Source organism: Neorhizobium sp. LjRoot104, from assembly GCF_964253725.1.
GTDB lineage: Bacteria > Pseudomonadota > Alphaproteobacteria > Rhizobiales > Rhizobiaceae > Neorhizobium.
In genome coordinates, this window is the sequence record NZ_CAXURS020000001.1 from 857,353 (window position 1) to 877,113 (window position 19,761).

Below are 19,761 nucleotides of genomic sequence, written 5' to 3' on the forward strand. Positions count from 1 at the left end.
GCGGGCTCAAAACATGGGAGTCGCGCATCGACGGGCACGAATTCCACCAATCGGATGGAGAGCAAACAGGGATGTGGAGGCGGTTCGGGCGAAGCTCGATAAACAGATCCTGTCCGGCCAGGGCGCCAACGAGCCCAACGGCATTGAACAAGTGGACGAGAAACAGCTCCGCAAGCTCAGCAGAAGGTCTGCAGCGCCGTGGCAAGGCTTGTGGGAATCAGGAGGTGGAGAGCGTCTGAGGCAACAGCCGGGGCGGTGTCAGCATCCTTTGTCGGTGGGGGGATTGCTGTTGTCGAGCAGGGCCTGGGCAATGGATTTGCGCCGCGCGTCGTCGGTCATGGCGGAACTGATCAGCCGCATCGCCTCCATCACCGCGGCCTCGCCATGCTCGCGGTGAAGGCGGGCCATCGCCGCGGCGACCAGATTGGCGGTTGCCGTCGCTTGCTCTCTTTGCTCGTCGGTAAGGTGCGGTTGCATGGGCGTCCCTGGATTGCGGCGGCCGTTTTGGGCGTTTGCCCATCCACCCGCAGAATTGGCAAATGTCAAATGCAGGCCCACCCATGCGACAAGCGGCCGCGCCTATTCCGGTGCGCGAAAATCCACGAACTTGTTGTCGCGCACGACGAACAGGCGACCGGTATCCTGAAGGTCGGGGGAGGCGAGGAAGAGGATCTTTTCCGCCACTTCCGAGGGATGCGGCAGGGTTTCCGGGTCTTCTCCGGGCACCGCCTGGGCGCGCATCGCGGTGCGGGTGGCACCGGGATTGACGATGTTGACCTTGAGCGGCGTGTGGTTTGTTTCGGCAGCCCAGATGCGGGCCATGTTCTCGACAGCCGCCTTGGAGATCGAATAGGCGCCCCAGAATGCGGGCGCCTTGGATGCGACGCCGGACGACATGATCAGGGCGCGGCCGGCATCGGATTTGGTCAGCAGCGGCTCGACCGAGCGGATCAGCCGCCATGTGGCGGTGACATTGGTCAGCATCACCTTTTCGAACACTTTGGCTTCGATATGACCGAGTGGCGAGATGACGCCGAGGATGCCGGCGTTCGCCACGAGGATGTCGAGCTTGCCCCAGCGCTCGAAGATCGAGGCGCCGAGCTTGTCGATCGCGGCCATGTCGGTGATGTCGAAGGGGACGAGGGTTGCGGTGCCGCCTGCCGCCTTGATCGCATCGTCGAGATCCTCGAGGCCGCCGACGGTGCGGGCGGTGGCGATCACATGCGCGCCGGCTTTTGCCAGAGCGAGCGCCGTGAAATACCCGATGCCCCGCGACGCGCCGGTCACCAGCGCGATCCTGCCCTTCAGATCGATAGTCATGATTTTTCCGCCCTTAAAAATGCAATGCGCGCGCCGATATCTCTGTGGAGGAGGCGGCTGCTTTTTTGCACCAGTCCGGCCTCAAGCTCCCTCATCCCTGTGCTTGTCACAGGGATCCAGTGCGCGCAAGTCTTTGCGCGCGGGAGAGTCTTTTCACGGCGCAGACGCGCCATGGCTGGATTCCTGTCACAAGGACAGGAATGAGGGAAGAGTATGAGGCCGTGCTTTTACAAGCCCTCAGCCGTTGCTGGCCAGAACCGAAACCTTGCGCCCCATCGTCTCGCCATCCTTGTCGAGCAGGCGGGTGGGGTAGTCGCCGGTGAAATAGTGGTCGGTGAATTGCGGGCGGGCGGGGTTGCGGTCTTCGCCGCCGACGGCGCGGTAGAGGCCGTTGATCGACAGGAATTCGAGCGAATCCGCGCCGATATACCGGCACATGGCTTCCAGGCTGTCATACTGGTTGGCGAGCAGCTTGTCGCGGTCCGGCGTGTCGATGCCGTAGAAGTCCGGATAAAAGATCATCGGGCTGGCGACGCGCAGATGCACTTCCTTGGCGCCGGCATCGCGGATCATCCGGACGATCTTCAGCGACGTGGTGCCGCGCACCACCGAATCATCGACCAGCACGACGCGCTTGCCCTCGATCATCGCCCGGTTGGCGGAATGCTTGAGCTTGACGCCGAAGGCGCGGATCTGCTGGGTCGGCTCGATGAAGGTGCGGCCGACATAATGGTTGCGGATGATGCCGTATTCGAACGGGATGCCGCTTTCCTGCGCGTAACCGAGCGCAGCCGGCGTGCCGCCATCCGGCACAGGCACGACAACGTCGGCCTCGACCGGCGCTTCCTTGGCAAGGTTGATGCCCATGTTCTTGCGGGCGACATAAACGCTGCGGCCGCCGACGACGGAATCGGGACGGGCGAAATAGACGTATTCGAACAGGCAGAGGCGTTCGGCCTGGCCGTTGCCGGCCTTGCGGGCGTCGATCGAGATCGAGCCATCCGGCTGGATCTCGCAGATGATGACTTCGCCGTTTTCCACGTCGCGGACGAATTTGGCGCCGATGATGTCGAGCGCGCAGGTTTCGGACGCGAAGATCGGCTTGCCGTCGAGTTCGCCCATGACCAGCGGGCGGATGCCGGTGGGGTCGCGGGCGGCGATCAGCTTGGTGCGGGTGACGGCGAGCATCGAATAGCCGCCCTCCATCTGCCGGATCGCGTCGATGAACCGGTCCGCGGTCGACGAATATCGCGAGCGGGCGATGAGGTGCAGCACGACTTCGGTATCCGAGGTCGACTGACAGATGGCGCCGCCGGCGATCAACTGCCGGCGCAGGGTCAGGCCGTTGGTGAAATTGCCGTTATGGGCAACCGCGATGCCGCCGACCTCGAGTTCGGCAAACAGAGGCTGCACGTTGCGCAGCGCCACTTCGCCGGTGGTCGAATAACGGTTGTGGCCGATGGCGATATTGCCGGGCAGGCGGGCAAGGGTGACGGGGTCGGTATAATGGTCGCCGACGAGGCCCATGCGGCGTTCCGAATGGAAGCGCAGACCATCGAAGGAGACGATGCCGGCCGCTTCCTGGCCACGGTGCTGCAGGGCGTGCAGCCCGAGCGCCGTAAGCGTCGCGGCCTCGGGATGGCCGAGAATGCCGAACACGCCGCATTCCTCATGCAGCGTATCGCCATCCCACTCGTTGACGCTGTCTTCGGCGAACGTCTCGGAAACCGGCTGATTCATCTTGGCCCCTTATCCCTTTGGACAACCTGTCCCTTTGGAAAAATGGAAAGGCCGGCCGGGGAGAACCTCCCCGGAAACCAGCCTGTTTTTCACTTGAATGCGAATGTTACCACAAATGGTGACGTTTTGCGCCGCATCAAGCGCAAGATCACGTCAATTATTTGTCGCAGGCGCGTCGTCCGCCGCCGGCTGATCCTGAGCCGGAGCGCCATCGGCGGGCGCTGCGTCCTTGCCGAGGATGCGGGCGCGGATCTGCGGCTCGATATCGGCGGGCAGCACGGCTTCGAGGCGTGCGACCAGCGTGTCGAGGAACGGCTTCGATTTCGCCTGCGTCACCCAGGTCGGCTGGGCGTTGGCTGCCACCAGCCAGTTCCAGAACGCGACGGCCACGACGAGCAGCAGGATGCCGCGGGCGGCGCCGAACAGGAAGCCCAGCGTCCGGTCGAGCGCACCGATGCGGCTGTCGATGATGAAATCGGCGATCCGCGTGGTGATGAACGAGATGACGATCAACGCGATCAGGAAAATGGCGCCCGCGGACGCGGCAATCGCGATGCGCTCGTCACTGAGGTGAGGCTTCACATAAGGCAGAACCAGGGGGTAGAGGTAATAGGCGGCGGCGACTGAGCCCGCCCAGCTTGCGATCGACAGCACCTCTCGTGAAAAACCGCGAACCATGGCGAGTACGGCGGAAAACAGCGTCACACCGATGACGATACCATCGAAAATCGTGATGGGCATATATGATCTACTCCAGACTTGCCGACTTCAAGACTTGCCGGCTTCAAGCCCGGCGCCCCGCCTTACCGCAGCCGTCATACATCAGCGGGCTTGTTAACGGAAGATCAATCATCTTCCGGCGTTTGTCTCAGCTTGGAAGCGGAGCCGGCGATGCGTGACACCAGGTCCGGCAGGTCCTCGATCGTCACCCAGCGTCCGTTGATACCTTTCGGCACCTCGGCGGACGTGGCCGGCAGCATCGCTCCTGCAAAACCAAGTTTCTCAGCTTCCTTAAGGCGTTGCGCAGTCTGCGAAACCGGCCGCACCGCCCCCGAGAGGCTGATTTCGCCGAAATAGACGCAATCGGCCGGCAGGGCAAGACCGGCAAGCGACGATACCAGTGCAGAGGCGACCGCAAGGTCGGCAGCCGGCTCGGTGATCCGGTAGCCGCCCGCGACGTTGAGATAGACGTCGTGCTGTCCGAGCTTGACGCCGCAATGGGCCTCCAGCACCGCGAGGATCATCGACAGGCGCGACGAATCCCAGCCGACCACGGCACGCCGCGGCGTGCCGAGCGAAGTCGGCGCCACCAGCGCCTGGACTTCGACCAGAACCGGCCGCGTGCCTTCCATGCCGGCAAAGACGGCGGCGCCGGGCGATTTCGAGTTGCGCTCGCCGAGGAACAGTTCGGATGGATTGGTGACTTCGCGCAGCCCCTTGTCGGACATTTCGAAGACGCCGATCTCGTCGGTCGGCCCGAATCGGTTCTTGACGGTGCGCAGGATGCGATAATGGTGGCCGCGGTCGCCCTCGAAATAAAGGACCGCATCGACCATGTGCTCGACGACGCGCGGGCCGGCGATCTGGCCTTCCTTGGTGACGTGGCCGACGAGAACCATGGCGGCGCCGGTCTGCTTGGCGAACCGGATCATCGCCTGCACGCCGGTGCGCACTTGGGTGACGGTGCCCGGCGCCGAATCGGCAGTGTCGCTCCACAGCGTCTGGATCGAATCGATGATGACGAGGTCGGGACGCTTGCCTTCGCCGATCGTGGCGAGAATGTCCTCGACATTGGTCTCTGCGGCAAGCAGCACCTCGGTATTGGCGGCGTCCAGCCGCTGGGCGCGTAGCCTGACCTGCGCCACCGCCTCTTCGCCCGAGACATAGATGATCCGGTGGCCGCGGCGCGACAGGGCGGCGGCGGCCTGCATCAGCAGCGTCGACTTGCCGATGCCCGGATCGCCGCCGACCAGCACCGCCGAGCCGCGCACGAAACCGCCGCCGGTCGCCCGGTCGAGCTCGGAAATGCCGGTAAAGATGCGCGGCGCTTCCTCGGTCTCGCCCGACAGCGTGGTGAGCGCCACGGCGCGGCCCTTCTTCGGCATCTTGCCGGGGCCTCCGCCGATACCGCCCATCTGGTCGTCTTCGATAATGGTGTTCCACTCGCCGCAGCCGTCACACTTGCCGGCCCAGCGGTTATGCACCGTGCCGCAGTTCTGGCACACGAATTGGGTTTTTGGTTTTGCCATGGGGAGTTCAGGTTTCGCTTGTCATGAAATCGTCGGGAGAAACGTTCTGGTGGCCGTGGAGAACGCGGAGAATACGCACCGTTTTCTCATCCGTACGGAAGTAGATGCATCTTTGGCGATAGGGGAGAGCTTTCAATCCCGGTGACAGCTCGTCACGGGGAGCGCCGGGAAAGCCGCTTAACGCGATCCACTCCATCTTTCGGACGAGGTCGCGGACGAAATGCGACGCTGCCACCGGATCGTGGCTGGCGATATAGAGAAAGATGTTGAGGAGGTCCTGATCGGCGAGAGGAGAGTAGGTCAGCTCTTTCGGTTTAATAGCCGCATCCCCCGCTCGATGACGGAATCAGCCAGGGCGTCGGCGGTGGTGAAGGTCAGGTACTCCCCTCGTGCGAACTGGGCATCTGCCTCCGCAATCATTTGCTGCAGCAGTTCAGTTTCGCTCCCAAGCCGCTGCAATCCAGCGGCGATTACTTCGTCGGCATCCTTGTAGGTCCCGGCTTTGACCTGTTCTTCAATGAAGGCCTTGTGCTGTTCGCTGAGATGGATCTCGGTCATTTCGATCTCCTTTTGTTCTCGTATAGCACGAGGGATTTCCGCTTCCAAGAGGCAAGCGAAGGATGCTCGTTATCGCTCTTTGGCGTCAGGCTCACTCGTCGGGATAGATGTATCGCCGCTCGTATCGCAGGCCGAGGCTGGTCAAGAGCTCGTAGCCGATCGTGCCCGCGGCTCGGGCAACGTCGTCGACGGCGATGTTGGGGCCGAACAGTTCGACATAGTCGCCGACGGCAATGTCCGAGGCCGGGACATCGGTGACGTCGAAGATCGTCAGGTCCATGGTGATGCGGCCGATCACCGGAACCTTGCGGCCGGCGACGAAACCGAAACCGCCCTGCGCCACTGTCTGGCGCAGCGGCACGCCGGAGCCGGAGAGTGCGCGTTTGTAGCCGTCGGCATAACCGGCAGACACGATCGCCAGCCGGCTGTCGCGGGCAAGCTGGTATGTGCCGCCGTAGCTCACCGTCTCGCCCTTCTTGCCATCGCGGATCTGGATGATGCGGGCTTCCGCCTTGGCGACCGGCTTCATCGGGTTCGGTACCCCGACCACCGCCTCGCCGCCGTAAAGCGCGATACCGGGGCGGGTGAGGTCGAAATGATAGTCCGGGCCCAGAAAGATCCCGGCGGAGGCAGAGAGGCTTGTTTCGATCCCCTCGAAAGCCTCCGCGACCTTCTGGAAAGCCGAAAGCTGTTTCTGGTTAAGGGGCGAGGCGGGCGTGTCGCCGCTATGGAGATGCGACAATACCAGGACCGGCGAGAAACTGGCCGGCCGCGATACGTCGTCGGCAAAGGCGATCGCATCCTCGAGCGGCAGCCCGAGCCGGTTGAAGCCGGTATCCACCTGCAGCGCGCAGGGGTGGTCGCCATATTCCGATGTCACCGACATCCAGAAGGCGAGCTGTTCTTCCGAGGCGAGAACCGGCACGAGGTCGTGTTCGAAGAACATCCCCTCCTGGCCGGGCCAGATGCCGGATAGGACATAGATGCGGGCATCCGGCGCATAGGCGCGCAGCGTGACGCCTTCCCGCGCCACGGCGACGAAGAAATCCCGGGCGCCGGCCTCGTAAAGCGTAACGCCGCAATCCTCAAGCCCTAGCCCGTAGGCGTCCGCCTTGACGACAGCCGCTGCCCGCGCTGTCCCCGAACGCCGCGCCATCTCCCGCCAGTTGTCGGCAAGCGCACCCAGATCGACCGTCAGCCGGACGGGCGCGATATCGAAATCGTCGGGATAGGAAAGCTCGCTGTCGAAATCGGTCATGTCGGCTCTTGGTGAATGAGAACGGTTGCAGCGATCCTACCGGTTTCGAAGGCAGGAAAAAGACTGCAACGGCAAAATCCTTCGCGCTGCACAATCTTTTGGGCCGTTTTGCCATGAGCCTAACATCAAGCGCCGGCTGGCTCTCATATCAAGCTGTTTCCCGACAATCCCGAACCGCGTCATCAGAAGAAGAAGGATATCAGCAAAGCCCCCGATCAATGCTCTTCGTACTGCGTAAAGCTCGGGTCGGCCAAATCGGTGAAGCGGGTGTATTCGGACTGGAAGGCGAGCTTGACGGTGCCGGTTGGTCCGTGGCGCTGCTTGGCGATGATCACGTCGGCCGTGCCCTTGACCTTGTCCATCAGGGTTTCCCATTCGGGATATTTCGGGTCGGCGATGTCGCGGGGTTCCATGTTCTTGACGTAATATTCTTCGCGGAACACGAACAGCACCACGTCGGCGTCCTGCTCGATCGAGCCCGATTCGCGAAGGTCGGAGAGCTGCGGGCGTTTGTCGTCGCGGCTTTCCACCTGGCGCGAGAGCTGCGACAGGGCGATGATCGGCACGTTCAACTCCTTGCCGAGGGCTTTAAGACCCGTAGTGATCTGGGTGATTTCCTGCACGCGATTCTCGCCGGATTTGCCCGAGCCGGTCATCAGCTGGATATAGTCGACCACCAGGCAATCGAGGCCGCGCTGGCGCTTCAGGCGGCGGGCGCGGGCGGAAAGCTGGGCGATCGAGATACCGCCGGTCTGGTCGATGAAGAGAGGCACCTTCTGCATCATCTGGGAGCAGGCGACGAGCTTTTCGAAATCCGATTCGGTGATGTCGCCGCGGCGGATTTTCGACGAGGAGACTTCCGTCTGCTCGGAGATGATACGGGTGGCGAGCTGTTCGGCCGACATTTCGAGCGAGTAGAAGCCGACCACGCCGCCGTTCTTGGCCTTGAACGAGCCGTCCGGCTGCACTTCCGGCTCGTAGGAGGCGGCGATGTTATAGGCGATGTTGGTGGCAAGCGAGGTCTTGCCCATGCCGGGACGCCCGGCAAGCACGATCAAGTCGGAACGCTGCAGCCCGCCCATCTTGCCGTCCAGCGACATGATGCCGGTCGAGATGCCGGAGAGATGGCCGTCGCGCTCGAAGGCCTGGCCGGCCATGTCGATGGCGAGCGCCACCGCGTCGTTGAACGACTGGAAGCCGCCGTCGTAGCGGCCGTTTTCGGCGAGTTCGAAGAGGCGGCGTTCGGTATCCTCGATCTGCGTCTGCGGCGGCATGTCGAGCGGCGCGTCGAAGGCGATGTTGACCATGTCCTCGCCGATGGTGATCAGCGCGCGGCGCAGCGCCAGGTCGTAGATCGCCCGGCCGTAATCTTCCGCGTTGATGATCGACACGGCTTCGGAGGCAAGGCGCGCGAGATATTGCGCCACCGTCAGGTCGCCGACCTTGTCGTCGGCGGGCAGGAAGGTCTTGATCGTCACCGGGTTGGCGGTCTTGCCCATGCGGATGATGTCGCCGGCGACCTCGAAGATCTTGCGATGCAGCGGTTCGTAGAGATGGACGGGCTTCAGGAAGTCGGAGACGCGGTAATAGGCGTCGTTATTGACCAGGATGGCGCCGAGAAGTGCCTGTTCGGCCTCGATATTGTTCGGGGCCTCGCGGTAATGCGGCTCTGCCGGCTGGATATTGGCGAGCTTGCGTACTGCGTCGTTCATGGTCTTCTGTCCGTCCTGTCCTGCTGCCAAGCTGTCGGTTCTATCGGGTTGCGGGGCGTCCTGAAACGCTTCAATTCGCTACCCACAGTGATTCACAGGCTGCCCACAAAATTAAGAAAGACGGCACGAATCCGGTTGACTGTGGCAATCGGCGAATCGGTGGCGTGAAGCTGTATCCTACATGCGGAAAAGAGACAAAAAAACGCCCGGGCCTTTGCAGGCCGGGCGCTCTTTGAAACGTCTTTGGAAGACGACGATTATTCGTCGTCGCCGACGCCGTCGGCTTCCGGATCGAAGAAGTCTTCCGGACGCAGCGCATCTTCGTCGACGCCATAGATGGCGTCGGCGGAGGTGAGGCTTTCGCCCTGGGACTGACGGCTGGCTTCTTCCGCCGAGCGAGCGACGTTCATTTCAACCGAAACTTCGACTTCCGAATGCAGGTGCAGGGAGACCTTGTGCAGGCCGATTTCCTTGATCGGCGTGTTGAGGTCGACCTGGTTGCGGCCGATGTTGAAGCCTTCGGCAGCCAGGACTTCGACGATGTCGCGGGCCGCGACCGAGCCGTAGAGCTGGCCGGTTTCGCCGGCGGCGCGCACGACGATGAACGACTTGCCGTCGAGAACCTCGGCGACCTTCAGGGCTTCGCCCTTGCGCTCGAGGTTGCGGGCTTCGAGCGTAGCGCGTTCGGATTCGAAACGCTTCTTGTTGGCTTCGTTGGAGCGCAGAGCCTTGCCGAGCGGCAGGAGGTAGTTACGGGCAAAGCCGTCGCGGACCTTGACGGTTTCGCCCATCTGGCCGAGCTTCGGTACGCGTTCAAGCAGAATGACTTGCATGGTTAGGTTTCCTTTCGATCAGTCAATTCTTGGTTTCGGTGGTTTTGTCATCGGGGCTCGCTCCGCCTTTCAGCGGGGTGAGCGCGATCGTCCGCCTCGTGTCGGAGAGCCCCAGGATAAGGATCGCGATCATCGGCAGGACAAGCATGGAAGAGAGGTAGCAGAGGACGAGGGCCGGGATGCGCCAGTCCTTGCCGAGGCTGCGGAAGTGCAAGGAGGCGAACCCCGCCATCAGGAAGCCGGCGCCGAAGGTGCCGCAGATGGTGGCGCCGATCATCGCCGGCACGCCGCCGAGGAAGGCCAGCACGATGCCGCCGAGGAAGATGAAGATCGCGTGCCGGTTCATCCGGAGTGCCGAGGGCATGTCCTCGCGCGGACGCAGCGCCCGGCCGGAGCGCGAGACGATGCGCACGGCGATGTAGAAGGCGGCAAACAGCAGCGTCACCCAGACGCCGCCCTGGACAAGCGGCAGCATCAGCACCAGCAGCGATTTGGTCTGCGCCATGCCCGCCGGTTCCGGCGTGAAGGCGGGTTCCTGGGCCTGCAGGGCCGCGGTCATCGCATCGACCATCTGGTCGGTAAGTTCCGGGCCGTAGCCGATCGCAACCCCGAGCGCGATGACGGCGATCGTTACCAGGCCGCAGAGATGCAGGAGGATATCCGAGATCGGATACCAGGCCATCAGGTTGTCCGGGCCGCCGAGTTCTGAGGCGGGACGCGCGAGATTGGCGAGATGCGACAACCAGCCCGCCGGGATCAGCGTGAACACCGCCATGGCGACCGCAAACATCGGCGAAACGAGGATGGCGCCAAGGATGCCGGCAGTGACGATGCCGATAACGGCGGCGCGATTGCCCCAGCCGAGGCCGGCAATGAAGATCGGCAGCGAGGAGGCGGCGTACAGCACCGACGCAAAGGACAGCTGCGCATTCGCACCCAGCACGAGCAGGGTGGCGGCAATGCCGGCGAGAATGCCGGTGGGCAGCACTGTCTGTATCTTGTTCGTCACGGTCTCGCTGTCCTGCTTTTTGAAGCAGTTAGGGGACAAGTCCTGAATCGATCTCTCAGGCGCTTCATCCCCAACATGGGATTTCAAAGGTTCCGATCCGCGCCCATCGCGGAAGGGATGGACCCGCTGACTTTTGATCAGCGGGTCCGGTATTCGGAAATTACGCTACGACGTAGGGCAGCAGGCCGAGGAAGCGGGCGCGCTTGATCGCCTGGGCGAGTTCGCGCTGCTTCTTCTGGGAAACGGCCGTGATGCGCGACGGAACGATCTTGCCGCGCTCGGAAATGTAGCGCTGCAGGAGGCGTACGTCCTTGTAGTCGATCTTCGGCGCATTGGCGCCCGAGAACGGGCAGGTCTTGCGGCGGCGATGGAACGGACGGCGTGCCTGGGAGGAAGAGGATGATACGTCAGCCATGATTTTTCTCCTTAGCCTCTATTACGCACGGTCTTCGCGCGGACGGCGCTCAAAGCCGCCTTCGCGCGGACCACGGTCCGGACGGTCGCCGAAGCCGCCTTCGCGGCGCGGAGGACGGTCGCCGAATTCGCGGCGCGGGCCACGATCGTCGCCATCGCGGCGCGGACGGTCGTCACGGTCGCGCTTCTGCATCATTGCCGAGGGACCTTCTTCATGCTTCTCGACGGCGATCGTCATGTAGCGAAGAACGTCTTCGTTGATGCGCATCTGGCGTTCCATCTCGTGCACGGCCGGAGCCGGTGCGTCGATGTCCATCAGGGCGTAGTGAGCCTTGCGGTTCTTGTTGATGCGGTAGGTGAGGGACTTGAGGCCCCAGTTTTCAATGCGCCCGACTTTGCCGCCGTTAGCTTCGATGACGCCCTTGTACTGTTCGACGAGGGCATCAACCTGCTGAGCGGACATATCCTGCCGGGCAAGGAATACGTGTTCGTAAAGAGCCATGTAGCTTTGCCTTTTCTTGCGGTTGTCTACCCGGACCTCGGCGGCTAAGCCTCAACGACTGCTCCTGAACGGGCGAACCCAGGCAAGAAAAGTGTTGTATCGAGACGGTCGAGAGCGGAGACACGGGAGGCTTGGACCCTGTGGTCCCTGCGGCTTCCCTTTCGGAAAGCCTGCCCTCCGTTCAGCCACCAGCCAGAAGACCGGGTGTTTCGAACAGCGCGCTTATACGGATTTTTGGAGAGAAGGCAAGGGCGGTTCCCCGAATGTATTCAATTAGCGCTGCCTAAATTATACTTAAGGTAGAGTTAACGGATCTTAAGGTTGAAAATACGAGTAATCGGAGTATAGTTCGCTGCGGGAAAAGTGCTGGAGGGTATTCAACTAAGGTGGAGGGGAATTTGTCATGCATCATGGAGAGAAGAACTTTGAGGTAACCGCGCCACGTTCTCGATTTTACCAGGGAGGTTTCGGGCGGTTGTTTCCCGAGCTTCCGGGCTGGGAGCCGGATACAACCGGTTTTACAGGTGCAGGGATAGGTAGTGCTGCGGCACAGGAAGCCTATTTCATGAATTTCGTCGCGACCAAGATGGTCGATACGACGGCGCCGCCTGCGGGCGACTCCAAACTTCCGTCCGGCTACGTCTATTTCGGCCAGTTCATCGATCATGATCTGACGCTGGACACGACGCCGCTCAGCGAGGCGGAGCTCGATCCGAACCGGCTTCATAACTTCCGGACGCCTCGGCTCGATCTCGATTGCATCTATGGGCAGGGTCCGGATGCGCAGCCCTATCTCTACGACAAGGCTGCGCCGGGCTGTTTTCGGATCGGCGAGATCGCCGGCACGTCGTTCAGGGATCTGCCGCGTGCGGCAGGCCAGGACACCGCTCTGATCGGCGACCCCCGCAACGACGAGAACGCCATTGTCGCCCAGCTGCATCTGGCCTTCCTGCTGGCCCACAACACGCTGGTCAAGGCGGCGGTGAAGAAGGGAATGTCGTCGAGGAAGGCTTTCGAGGCGGCCAGGAAGACGTTGAGGCGGCTCTACCAGTGGATTATCTGGCACGACTACATGGCCCGCATCTGCGATCCCTCCGTCCATAAGCGGGCGCTTCGCAAGGATCGCGACGCCGGCAACGGGCGCACCTTCTGGGAGCTGGGCTATGAGGACGTCTACGACTGGAAGAACAATCCGTTCATGCCGCTGGAGTTTTCGGTCGCCGCCTACCGGTTCGGGCATTCGCTGGTCCGCAACGGCTACCAGACGAATTTCGCCAAGGGTGTCGGCGTCTTTACGCCGACCTTCAAGTTCAATGCCGAGGACCTCAGAGGGTTTCGCGCGCTGCATCCGGACCGTGTCGTCCAGTGGGACTGGTTCCTCAGGATGTCGTCCTCGGTGCGACCGACATTCCCGCAGGTCGCCCGCAAGTTCGACAGCGTGCTGGCGAATGCGCTGCGCGAACTGCCGGAGGATCCCGACAAGCCGGGCGACAACACCAAGATCCTCAACGTGCTCGCGGCGCGCAATCTGGTGCGCGGCGTCAGGATGCAGTTGCCATCGGCGATCGAGGTCGCCAAGCTGCTCGACATCCCGATCATCGGCATCGCCGAGGACGAGCGGGAAGCCCTCTGGTACTACATCCTGCGCGAGGCCGAGTTCGACGCACAGGTCGAGGGCTCGACGCTCACCGTCGGCGGCGCCGGCGACCGGCTGGGAACCCTCGGCTCGATCATCATCGCTGCCACGTTCGCAGGGCTGCTGAAGGGCGATCCGCTGTCGTTCTTCAATCTGGAGCCGGGATGGACCCCGGACAAGGACGAACTGCTGGATAGCATCGAGGCCGATCTGACGGCCGCCGGCAAGCCGGGCCTCAATGCCGACGAGGCGGTCAACGGCCGTAAATGGGGCCTTCCGACCATCATCCGCATGTCTGGCCTCCCGGTCGATGCGGCACCGTTCCGGCCGGCACCGGTGCCGGTCCCCGAACCGGTGGTCGAGCCCGCGGCACCGCCGACGGAGTGAGAGATCGGGTCTTGCCATGGGATATCGCCAGGGAGACCGGCGATATCCCGATTGGCGTCGGGCTCGTGGGAGGCTGGCTCAGCCGATCTTGAGGACGGTCTGTCCCTTGTCGAAGGCGAAGCTGTAGGAGAGGCCGCCGTCTTCCAGCGCCTTTTCGTCGAGCGTCACGGTGATCTTGTCGTCGGAACCCTTGAACGAGGCGGTCAGCACATTGTCCTTGACGGAAATGCTGACATCCTTCTCGAAATAACCGTCGAGCCGTAGAGAGAGCGGCCCATCGGTCGCAATCGTGTCCTGGCCGCCATTCTTGCCGAACGTGTATTCGACGACGCCCCTGCCGGCCGGTTTGCCGGTCTGGTGGATGGTCACGGTGTCGTTGCCGGCGCCGCCTGCGGCAAAGATGCGGTTCCCTTCGAGATAAAGCGTATCGTCGCCGTCACCGCCATCGATGCCGGTCATCGTCTCGGCCGAGATCCGGATGCTGTCGGCGCCGCTGCCGCCGGAAATGTCCATCGCCAGCTTTCCCGCAAGCTGGATGTCGTCCGTGCCGTTGCCGCCGTCTATCCCCCGCAGCAGATCGGCCTTGGCTTCGATCTTGTCGGCGCCGTCACCGGCATCGACGCCGGAGACCGAGGCAGTCTTGATCTTCAACGTATCGTTGCCGGCGCCGCTCTCGACATTGTAGACGGCGCGGCCGGTCATCGTCAGGCTGTCGTCGCCATCGCTGCCGGAAGCGTGGGTGATATAACCGAGGCTTTCGCTGACGCTCGTTTCGGAGGATGCGTCGCCCTTGCCGAGCGCGAGAATCTCGACGATCCGCGCCAGCGCCCGCTGCGCCGGCCCCTGCGTGTCTGGTTCGATGCCGCCCGCGCTGCCCGAGCCGAAACCCTGGGCGCTGCCGGACGGCTGGCTCGCCGACACGCTGGAACCGGTAAACAGCAGCGATGCGTAGTTCGCCGCATTGGAGTTCCGGTAGAAGGTGTTGGTGATGCTGGTGATGGCCCTGTCCTCCGGCATGCAGCCCGTCAGAGGCCGCAAGTCCTGTCTTTCACATGCCGCCATCATGCCGGAAAATGATTGAGAACAGCTTATCGGAGAACGCCGCCGCAAAACAGCGGCATCGCCTTGTGCGGTAAGCGCTTCGTAAAGAAAAAGGGATGCTTTGCGGCTGCAGAGCATCCCTCGGTCGGGTCAGGGGACGCGAGATCAGAGCGTCATCGGAAATTGCCGATGAACCTTGGCGATGTCGGCGAGCACCTCGTTCGACAGTGTCAGGTCGGCGGCGGCCATGTCGTGTTTGAGCTGGGTCATGGACGTCGCGCCGATGATGGCTGCGGCCATGAAGGGGCGCGACAGGCAGAAGGCGAGCGCCATCTGGGCAAGGTCCAGGCCGTGTTTGGCCGCGACCTCGATATAGGCCTTCACCGCCGGCTCCTGATGGGGTGTCAGGCGGCCGCCGAGATCGGTGTTGATCGTCGCGCGCGATCCTTCCGGCTTGGCGCCGTTCTGGTACTTGCCGGTCAGCAGGCCGGCGGCGAGCGGCGAATAGGCCATCAGCCCGACATCCTCGTGATGGGCGACTTCGGCGAGGTCGAGATCGAAATGCCGGTAGAGGAGATTGTATTCGTTCTGCAGCGAGGCGATGCGCGGCAGGGCCTTTTTCTCCGACTGGCGCAGGTATTTCATCGCGCCCCAGGCGCTTTCGTTGGAAAGGCCGACGGCGCGCAGCTTGCCTTCCTTCACCAGCTCGCCGAGCGTTTCCAGGATCTCGGCGATTTCGGCGGCGGCCTTGTCGCGGTCCTGCCTGGAAACGTCGAAGGTCCAGGAATTGCGGAAATGGAATGTGCCGCGGTTCGGCCAGTGGATCTGGTAGAGATCGAGATAATCGGTCTGCAGGCGCTTGAGGCTGGCATCGACCGCCTGGCGGATGGTGGCGGGTTCGATGTCGCGTCCATCGCGGATATGCGGGCGGCCGCTGCCGGCGATCTTGGTGGCGAGGACCAGGTCCTTGCGCTTGGCCGCATTCTTCTTCAGCCAGGTGCCGATATATTCCTCGGTGCGGCCATAGGTGGCGGGAGTGACCGGCGTGGTCGGATAGAGTTCGGCGGTATCGAAGAAGTTGACGCCGTTCTCGAACGCGTAGTCCATCTGCTCATGGGCTTCGGCTTCAGAATTCTGGGTGCCCCAGGTCATGGTGCCAAGGCAGATTTCCGACACGGACAGGTCCGTGCGGCCGAGTTTCTTATATTTCATGGAAATGAGATCCCGTTCTCAAAAAGTCGGCGGCACTCTAAGCAGGATTTGACGAAGCGCAAGGGGACAACAGGCCGTAAAAGGCCTCGAAAACCGCGCCGCCCTTGACTCTCCGGGCCGGAATGTGAATGGAAAGGCAAAACATAAGGGAAGGAAATCATCCCCATGGGCACTATCGCATTCACGTTCCCCGGCCAGGGCAGCCAGGCCGTCGGCATGGGCAAGGATCTGGCGGAAGCTTTTCCGGAAGCCCGCGCGGTCTTCGATGAAGTCGACGAGGCGCTCGGCCAGAAACTCTCCGACGTTATGTGGAACGGCCCGGAAGAAACGCTGACGCTGACCGCCAACGCCCAGCCGGCGCTGATGGCCGTCTCGGTCGCGGCGATCCGGGTGATGGAAGCGCGCGGCCTGAAGCTCGCCGACAAGGTTTCCTTCGTCGCCGGCCATTCGCTCGGCGAATATTCGGCGCTTTGTGCCGCCGGCACGTTCTCGCTTGCCGATACGGCGCGGCTCCTGCGCATCCGCGGCGATGCCATGCAGTCGGCGGTGCCGGTCGGGCAGGGCGCCATGGCGGCGATCATCGGTCTCGAACATGGTGACGTCGATGCGATCTGCGCCGCGGCGCGCGATGCCGGCGTCTGCCAGATCGCCAACGACAATGGCGGCGGCCAGCTGGTCATTTCCGGTTCCAAGGCGGCAGTCGAGAAGGCGGCAGGGCTTGCGACCGAAAAGGGCGCCAAGCGCGCCATCATGCTGCCGGTCTCCGCACCCTTCCACAGCGACCTGATGGCGCCGGCCGCCGACGCCATGCGCCACGCGCTCGACAAGGTGGAAAAGAACAACCCGGTCGTGCCGGTCGTCGCCAACGTGCGCGCCGTGCCGGTCTACGATGCCGACGAGATCGCCACACTGCTGGTCACCCAGGTGACCGGCCAGGTGCGCTGGCGCGAGACCGTGGAATGGTTCGGCGCCAACGGCATCACCACGCTTTATGAGATCGGCTCGGGGAAAGTGCTGACCGGCCTTGCCCGCCGCATCGACAAGAATATCTCCGGCATTGCCGTCAACACGCCGGCCGATATCGACGCCGCGCTCACGGCCATTCTCGGCTGAAACCCCCTGCTGGGACCCAAAGACACGCGAAGGAACACGATCATGTTTGATTTGACCGGCCGCAAGGCATTGGTGACGGGCGCAACCGGCGGGCTGGGTGAAGAGATCGCCCGGATGCTGCATAGCCGGGGCGCCACCGTCGGCCTGCATGGCACGCGCGTCGAGAAGCTCGAAGCTCTGGCCGCCGAACTCGGCGACCGGGTAAAAATCTTCCCGGCCAACCTGTCCGACCGCGCCGAGGTCAAGGCGCTCGGCGAGAAGGCGGAAGCCGAGCTCGAAGGCGTCGACATCCTCGTCAACAATGCCGGCATCACCAAGGACGGCCTGTTCGTGCGCATGAGCGACGAGGACTGGGACAAGGTTCTGGAAGTGAACCTCACCGCCGTCTTCCGCCTGACCCGCGAGCTTACTCATCCGATGATGCGCCGCCGTTACGGCCGCATCATCAACATCACCTCGGTGGTCGGTGTCACCGGCAATCCGGGCCAGACCAACTACTGTGCCTCCAAGGCCGGCATGATCGGTTTTTCGAAGTCGCTGGCCCAGGAAATCGCCACCCGCAACGTGACGGTCAACTGCGTGGCGCCGGGCTTCATCGACAGTGCGATGACCGGCAAGCTCAACGACAAGCAGAAAGAGGCGATCCTCGGTGCCATCCCGATGAAGCGCATGGGAGCCGGTTCGGACATCGCCTCTGCGGTTCTTTATCTCGCTTCCAGCGAGGCTGGCTACGTCACCGGCCAGACCCTGCATGTCAACGGCGGCATGGCGATGATCTGATTGCGTGCCGCCTTCGGGAAAACACGTTACAATCGGTTGTTGGCGGCTGTGCAATGGAACAAATTCTGGCTTTGCTGAACACGGAAACCATGTTAAGCGGGCCATGACTGTGAATGGTCACCCTGAAATGCAGGCCGTCATATTGCGTGAGTGCAATAGGATCGGAACCTGAAAAGGGGAGAACGGGTTTGCCCGCATCGTCGCTGAAGAAGCGGCGGTCGCAGGTTTTTAACAGGGTGCGGATGCCAATCGGGCATTCGATAAAGACAAAGGTCGAGGAAACCGACATGAGCGATATCGCAGAACGCGTTAAGAAAATTGTTATTGACCACCTCGGCGTCGATGCCGACAAAGTCGTCGAAGGCGCAAGCTTCATCGACGATCTCGGTGCGGACTCGCTCGACACCGTCGAACTGGTCATGGCTTTCGAGGAAGAATTCGGCGTTGAAATCCCTGACGACGCTGCCGATTCCATCCTGACCGTCGGCGACGCTGTGAAGTTCATCGAGAAGGCCCAGGCCTGATCAACCCGACATAGTGGGGATGACGCCGCAAGGCAGGTCCCGCAAACGGCCCGCTTGTTCGGGCCGTTTCAGCAATTGGGGCTCGGCCCCGCAAATCGACAAAAAACTATAGGGTAGGGCACTGGCGATGAGACGGGTCGTTATCACCGGTACCGGCATGGTATCTCCTCTCGGATGCGGAACGGAAGTCAGCTGGTCGCGCTTGCTGGCCGGCGAGAACTCCGCCCGCGTCGTCACCGAATTCGAGGTCGAAGACCTTCCCGCAAAGATCGCCTGCCGCATTCCTGTCGGCGACGGTTCCGATGGCACGTTCAACGTCGACCAGTGGATGGAGCCGAAGGAACAGCGCAAGGTCGATCCCTTCATCATCTACGGCATGGCCGCCGCTGACATGGCGCTCGAAGATGCCGGCTGGCACCCGAAGACCGACGAGGACCAGATCGCCACCGGCGTGCTGATCGGCTCGGGCATCGGCGGCCTCGAGGGCATTGTCGAGGCGGGTTATACGCTGCGCGACAAGGGTCCGCGCCGTATTTCGCCGTTCTTCATTCCCGGCCGGCTGATCAATCTCGTCTCCGGCCAGGTGTCGATCCGCCACAAGCTGCGCGGCCCGAACCATGCGGTCGTCACCGCCTGTTCCACCGGCGCCCACGCGATCGGCGACGCGGCCCGGATGATCGCCTTCGGCGATGCCGAGGTGATGGTCGCCGGCGGCGCGGAATCGCCGATCTGCCGCATTGCGCTTGCCGGCTTCGCCGCCTGCAAGGCGCTGTCCACCCAGCACAACGACGACCCGCAGAAGGCCTCGCGCCCCTATGACCGCGACCGCGACGGTTTCGTCATGGGCGAGGGCGCCGGCATCGTGGTTCTCGAAGAACTGGAACATGCGAAGGCCCGCGGCGCCAAGATCTACGCGGAAGTGGTCGGCTACGGCATGTCCGGAGACGCCTACCACATCACCGCGCCTTCGGAAGACGGCGACGGTGCGTTCCGCTGCATGACCGCGGCGCTGAAGCGCGCGGGCATCTCTGCTTCGGACATCGATTACATCAACGCCCACGGCACCTCGACCATGGCCGACACGATCGAACTCGGCGCGGTCGAGCGTCTGGTCGGCAATGCCGCTTCGAAGATCTCGATGTCATCGACCAAGTCGGCGATCGGCCATCTTCTCGGCGCAGCCGGCGCGGTCGAGGCGATCTTCTCGGCGCTTGCCATCCGCGACAACATCGCGCCGCCGACGCTCAACCTCGACAATCCCGATGTCGAGACGGCGATCGACCTCGTGCCGTACAAGGCGCGCAAGCGCGAGATCAACGTCGCGCTGTCGAACTCCTTCGGCTTCGGCGGCACCAACGCATCTCTCGTGCTGCGCCGCTACGACGCCTGATCTTTCGGGCCCGATTTCCAGGGCGCCGATTGTTTCGGGCACTGAAACACATGCCGGCTGGACTCGCGAGCCGGCTCGTATCA

20 protein-coding genes are annotated in these 19,761 nt (G+C 62.8%); 5 read left to right on the forward strand and 15 right to left on the reverse strand.

The genetic code is table 11. The features are described from left to right. Positions 1-258: 258 nt before the first annotated feature. The 13 genes from ACSQ8R_RS04370 to rpsF all read right to left on the reverse strand — a co-directional run bounded on the left by ACSQ8R_RS04370 (position 259) and on the right by rpsF (position 11,595). Positions 259-477: a hypothetical protein gene (locus tag ACSQ8R_RS04370; RefSeq protein WP_436252261.1), complete on the reverse strand. Its 219-nt coding sequence runs from the start codon at positions 475-477 to the stop codon at positions 259-261. Between the two features lie 102 nt (positions 478-579). Further along, positions 580-1,320, reverse strand: coding sequence for an SDR family NAD(P)-dependent oxidoreductase (locus ACSQ8R_RS04375; RefSeq protein WP_436252262.1), 741 nt, complete (start codon positions 1,318-1,320; stop codon positions 580-582). A gap of 237 nt (positions 1,321-1,557) precedes the next feature. Next, a complete protein-coding gene (gene purF / locus ACSQ8R_RS04380) occupies positions 1,558-3,060 on the reverse strand; it encodes an amidophosphoribosyltransferase (protein ID WP_436252263.1) in 1,503 nt (500 codons plus the stop codon). Positions 3,061-3,213: 153 nt separating this feature from the next. Continuing rightward, positions 3,214-3,801: a CvpA family protein gene (locus tag ACSQ8R_RS04385; RefSeq protein ID WP_436252264.1), complete on the reverse strand. Its 588-nt coding sequence runs from the start codon at positions 3,799-3,801 to the stop codon at positions 3,214-3,216. 104 nt (positions 3,802-3,905) lie between these two features. Then, entirely contained in the window at positions 3,906-5,309 is a 1,404-nt protein-coding gene (gene radA / locus ACSQ8R_RS04390) for a DNA repair protein RadA (protein WP_436252265.1), read from the reverse strand. A 7-nt stretch (positions 5,310-5,316) separates the two neighbouring features. Further along, positions 5,317-5,628 (reverse strand): type II toxin-antitoxin system RelE/ParE family toxin, encoded by a 312-nt coding sequence (locus tag ACSQ8R_RS04395; protein WP_436255378.1) that lies wholly within the window; start codon positions 5,626-5,628, stop codon positions 5,317-5,319. Next, positions 5,610-5,867 carry a type II toxin-antitoxin system ParD family antitoxin gene (locus ACSQ8R_RS04400; RefSeq protein ID WP_436252266.1) on the reverse strand — a complete coding sequence of 86 codons (258 nt, stop codon included), beginning with the start codon at positions 5,865-5,867 and terminating at the stop codon, positions 5,610-5,612. The genes ACSQ8R_RS04395 and ACSQ8R_RS04400 overlap by 19 nt, the downstream gene beginning before the upstream one ends. 91 nt (positions 5,868-5,958) lie before the next feature. Next, complete coding sequence (gene alr / locus ACSQ8R_RS04405) at positions 5,959-7,125, reverse strand: alanine racemase (RefSeq protein WP_436252267.1); 1,167 nt, start codon at positions 7,123-7,125, stop codon at positions 5,959-5,961. 215 nt (positions 7,126-7,340) lie between these two features. Further along, entirely contained in the window at positions 7,341-8,837 is a 1,497-nt protein-coding gene (locus ACSQ8R_RS04410; protein ID WP_436252268.1) for a replicative DNA helicase, read from the reverse strand. A gap of 257 nt (positions 8,838-9,094) precedes the next feature. Further along, positions 9,095-9,670 (reverse strand): 50S ribosomal protein L9, encoded by a 576-nt coding sequence (gene rplI / locus ACSQ8R_RS04415; protein WP_436252269.1) that lies wholly within the window; start codon positions 9,668-9,670, stop codon positions 9,095-9,097. 22 nt (positions 9,671-9,692) lie between these two features. Continuing rightward, entirely contained in the window at positions 9,693-10,679 is a 987-nt protein-coding gene (locus ACSQ8R_RS04420) for a DUF2232 domain-containing protein (RefSeq protein WP_436252270.1), read from the reverse strand. A gap of 160 nt (positions 10,680-10,839) precedes the next feature. Then, the gene (gene rpsR / locus ACSQ8R_RS04425) at positions 10,840-11,094 is read right to left on the reverse strand and encodes a 30S ribosomal protein S18 (RefSeq protein WP_007771634.1); all 255 of its coding nucleotides are present in this window, start codon (positions 11,092-11,094) and stop codon (positions 10,840-10,842) included. Positions 11,095-11,115: 21 nt separating this feature from the next. Then, positions 11,116-11,595: a 30S ribosomal protein S6 gene (gene rpsF, locus ACSQ8R_RS04430; protein WP_038541657.1), complete on the reverse strand. Its 480-nt coding sequence runs from the start codon at positions 11,593-11,595 to the stop codon at positions 11,116-11,118. Between the two features lie 565 nt (positions 11,596-12,160). On the opposite strand from rpsF, the gene ACSQ8R_RS04435 reads away from it, so the two are divergent. Then, complete coding sequence (locus tag ACSQ8R_RS04435) at positions 12,161-13,618, forward strand: peroxidase family protein (protein WP_436252271.1); 1,458 nt, start codon at positions 12,161-12,163, stop codon at positions 13,616-13,618. A gap of 78 nt (positions 13,619-13,696) precedes the next feature. Here ACSQ8R_RS04435 and ACSQ8R_RS04440 read toward each other — a convergent pair whose 3' ends face one another. Beyond that, positions 13,697-14,656, reverse strand: coding sequence for an RTX toxin (locus tag ACSQ8R_RS04440; protein WP_436252272.1), 960 nt, complete (start codon positions 14,654-14,656; stop codon positions 13,697-13,699). Between the two features lie 168 nt (positions 14,657-14,824). Next, positions 14,825-15,871, reverse strand: coding sequence for an aldo/keto reductase (locus tag ACSQ8R_RS04445; RefSeq protein WP_436252273.1), 1,047 nt, complete (start codon positions 15,869-15,871; stop codon positions 14,825-14,827). Between the two features lie 165 nt (positions 15,872-16,036). Between ACSQ8R_RS04445 and fabD the strand changes: the two genes are divergently transcribed. The 4 genes from fabD (at position 16,037) to fabF (ending at position 19,678) form a co-directional block, all read left to right on the forward strand. Next, positions 16,037-16,984 (forward strand): ACP S-malonyltransferase, encoded by a 948-nt coding sequence (gene fabD, locus ACSQ8R_RS04450; protein ID WP_436252274.1) that lies wholly within the window; start codon positions 16,037-16,039, stop codon positions 16,982-16,984. 42 nt (positions 16,985-17,026) lie between these two features. Then, positions 17,027-17,764, forward strand: a complete 738-nt coding sequence (gene fabG / locus ACSQ8R_RS04455) for a 3-oxoacyl-[acyl-carrier-protein] reductase (RefSeq protein WP_436252275.1) — start codon at positions 17,027-17,029, stop codon at positions 17,762-17,764. 287 nt (positions 17,765-18,051) lie between these two features. Continuing rightward, on the forward strand, positions 18,052-18,288 hold the full coding sequence (locus tag ACSQ8R_RS04460; RefSeq protein WP_003502080.1) for an acyl carrier protein: 237 nt from the start codon (positions 18,052-18,054) through the stop codon (positions 18,286-18,288). A gap of 127 nt (positions 18,289-18,415) precedes the next feature. After that, positions 18,416-19,678 carry a beta-ketoacyl-ACP synthase II gene (fabF, locus tag ACSQ8R_RS04465; protein WP_210011297.1) on the forward strand — a complete coding sequence of 421 codons (1,263 nt, stop codon included), beginning with the start codon at positions 18,416-18,418 and terminating at the stop codon, positions 19,676-19,678. Positions 19,679-19,761 lie beyond the last annotated feature (83 nt).

Bases quoted from the DNA above. Each gene is read 5' to 3' on its own strand.
- rplI (WP_436252269.1), bottom strand. From the start codon at position 9,670: ATGCAAGTCATTCTGCTTGAACGCGTACCGAAGCTCGGCCAGATGGGC.
- fabD (WP_436252274.1), top strand. From the start codon at position 16,037: ATGGGCACTATCGCATTCACGTTCCCCGGCCAGGGCAGCCAGGCCGTC.
- rpsF (WP_038541657.1), bottom strand. From the start codon at position 11,595: ATGGCTCTTTACGAACACGTATTCCTTGCCCGGCAGGATATGTCCGCT.
- ACSQ8R_RS04385 (WP_436252264.1), bottom strand. From the start codon at position 3,801: ATGCCCATCACGATTTTCGATGGTATCGTCATCGGTGTGACGCTGTTT.
- ACSQ8R_RS04375 (WP_436252262.1), bottom strand. From the start codon at position 1,320: ATGACTATCGATCTGAAGGGCAGGATCGCGCTGGTGACCGGCGCGTCG.
- fabF (WP_210011297.1), top strand. From the start codon at position 18,416: ATGAGACGGGTCGTTATCACCGGTACCGGCATGGTATCTCCTCTCGGA.
- ACSQ8R_RS04400 (WP_436252266.1), bottom strand. From the start codon at position 5,867: ATGACCGAGATCCATCTCAGCGAACAGCACAAGGCCTTCATTGAAGAA.
- ACSQ8R_RS04370 (WP_436252261.1), bottom strand. From the start codon at position 477: ATGCAACCGCACCTTACCGACGAGCAAAGAGAGCAAGCGACGGCAACC.
- radA (WP_436252265.1), bottom strand. From the start codon at position 5,309: ATGGCAAAACCAAAAACCCAATTCGTGTGCCAGAACTGCGGCACGGTG.
- ACSQ8R_RS04445 (WP_436252273.1), bottom strand. From the start codon at position 15,871: ATGAAATATAAGAAACTCGGCCGCACGGACCTGTCCGTGTCGGAAATC.
- ACSQ8R_RS04410 (WP_436252268.1), bottom strand. From the start codon at position 8,837: ATGAACGACGCAGTACGCAAGCTCGCCAATATCCAGCCGGCAGAGCCG.
- fabG (WP_436252275.1), top strand. From the start codon at position 17,027: ATGTTTGATTTGACCGGCCGCAAGGCATTGGTGACGGGCGCAACCGGC.
- purF (WP_436252263.1), bottom strand. From the start codon at position 3,060: ATGAATCAGCCGGTTTCCGAGACGTTCGCCGAAGACAGCGTCAACGAG.
- alr (WP_436252267.1), bottom strand. From the start codon at position 7,125: ATGACCGATTTCGACAGCGAGCTTTCCTATCCCGACGATTTCGATATC.
- ACSQ8R_RS04460 (WP_003502080.1), top strand. From the start codon at position 18,052: ATGAGCGATATCGCAGAACGCGTTAAGAAAATTGTTATTGACCACCTC.
- ACSQ8R_RS04435 (WP_436252271.1), top strand. From the start codon at position 12,161: ATGAATTTCGTCGCGACCAAGATGGTCGATACGACGGCGCCGCCTGCG.
- rpsR (WP_007771634.1), bottom strand. From the start codon at position 11,094: ATGGCTGACGTATCATCCTCTTCCTCCCAGGCACGCCGTCCGTTCCAT.